This is a genomic window from Acinetobacter sp. 24-47-62 (assembly GCF_056779765.1).
In genome coordinates this window covers 1-539 of the sequence record NZ_JBWYIN010000038.1, presented here as the reverse complement: position 1 = coordinate 539, position 539 = coordinate 1, and the positions used below count along the sequence as shown (strand labels likewise).

Genomic DNA, 539 nt, shown 5'->3' with positions numbered 1-539 from the left:
GCAACAACACCAGCACCAACTGTACGACCACCTTCACGGATCGCAAAACGTAGACCTGGGTCCATTGCGATTGGGTGGATTAATTCTACTGACATTTCTACGTTGTCACCAGGCATAACCATTTCAACGCCTTCTTTTAATTGAATCGCGCCAGTTACGTCAGTTGTACGGAAGTAGAACTGTGGACGGTAACCGTTAAGGAATGGAGTGTGACGACCACCTTCTTCTTTAGAAAGCACGTATACTTCCGCATCGAATTTAGTGTGTGGCTTGATTGAACCTGGTTTAGAAAGTACTTGACCACGTTGTACGTCTTCACGCTTAGTACCACGTAAAAGTACACCACAGTTCTCGCCCGCACGACCTTCGTCTAGAAGTTTACGGAACATCTCAACACCAGTTACTGTAGTTTTAACTGTGTCTTTGATACCTACGATTTCAACTTCTTCGCCTACTTTAACGATACCAGTTTCTACACGGCCAGTTACTACTGTACCACGACCAGAAATAGAGAATACGTCTTCGATTGGCATCAAAAA

1 protein-coding gene is annotated in these 539 nt (G+C 44.5%); it reads right to left on the bottom strand.

All coding sequences use genetic code 11. The features are described 5' to 3' along the window. On the bottom strand, window positions 1-539 hold a 539-nt coding region (locus AC1M87_RS14770), incomplete at both ends, for an EF-Tu C-terminal domain-related protein (protein WP_481594120.1).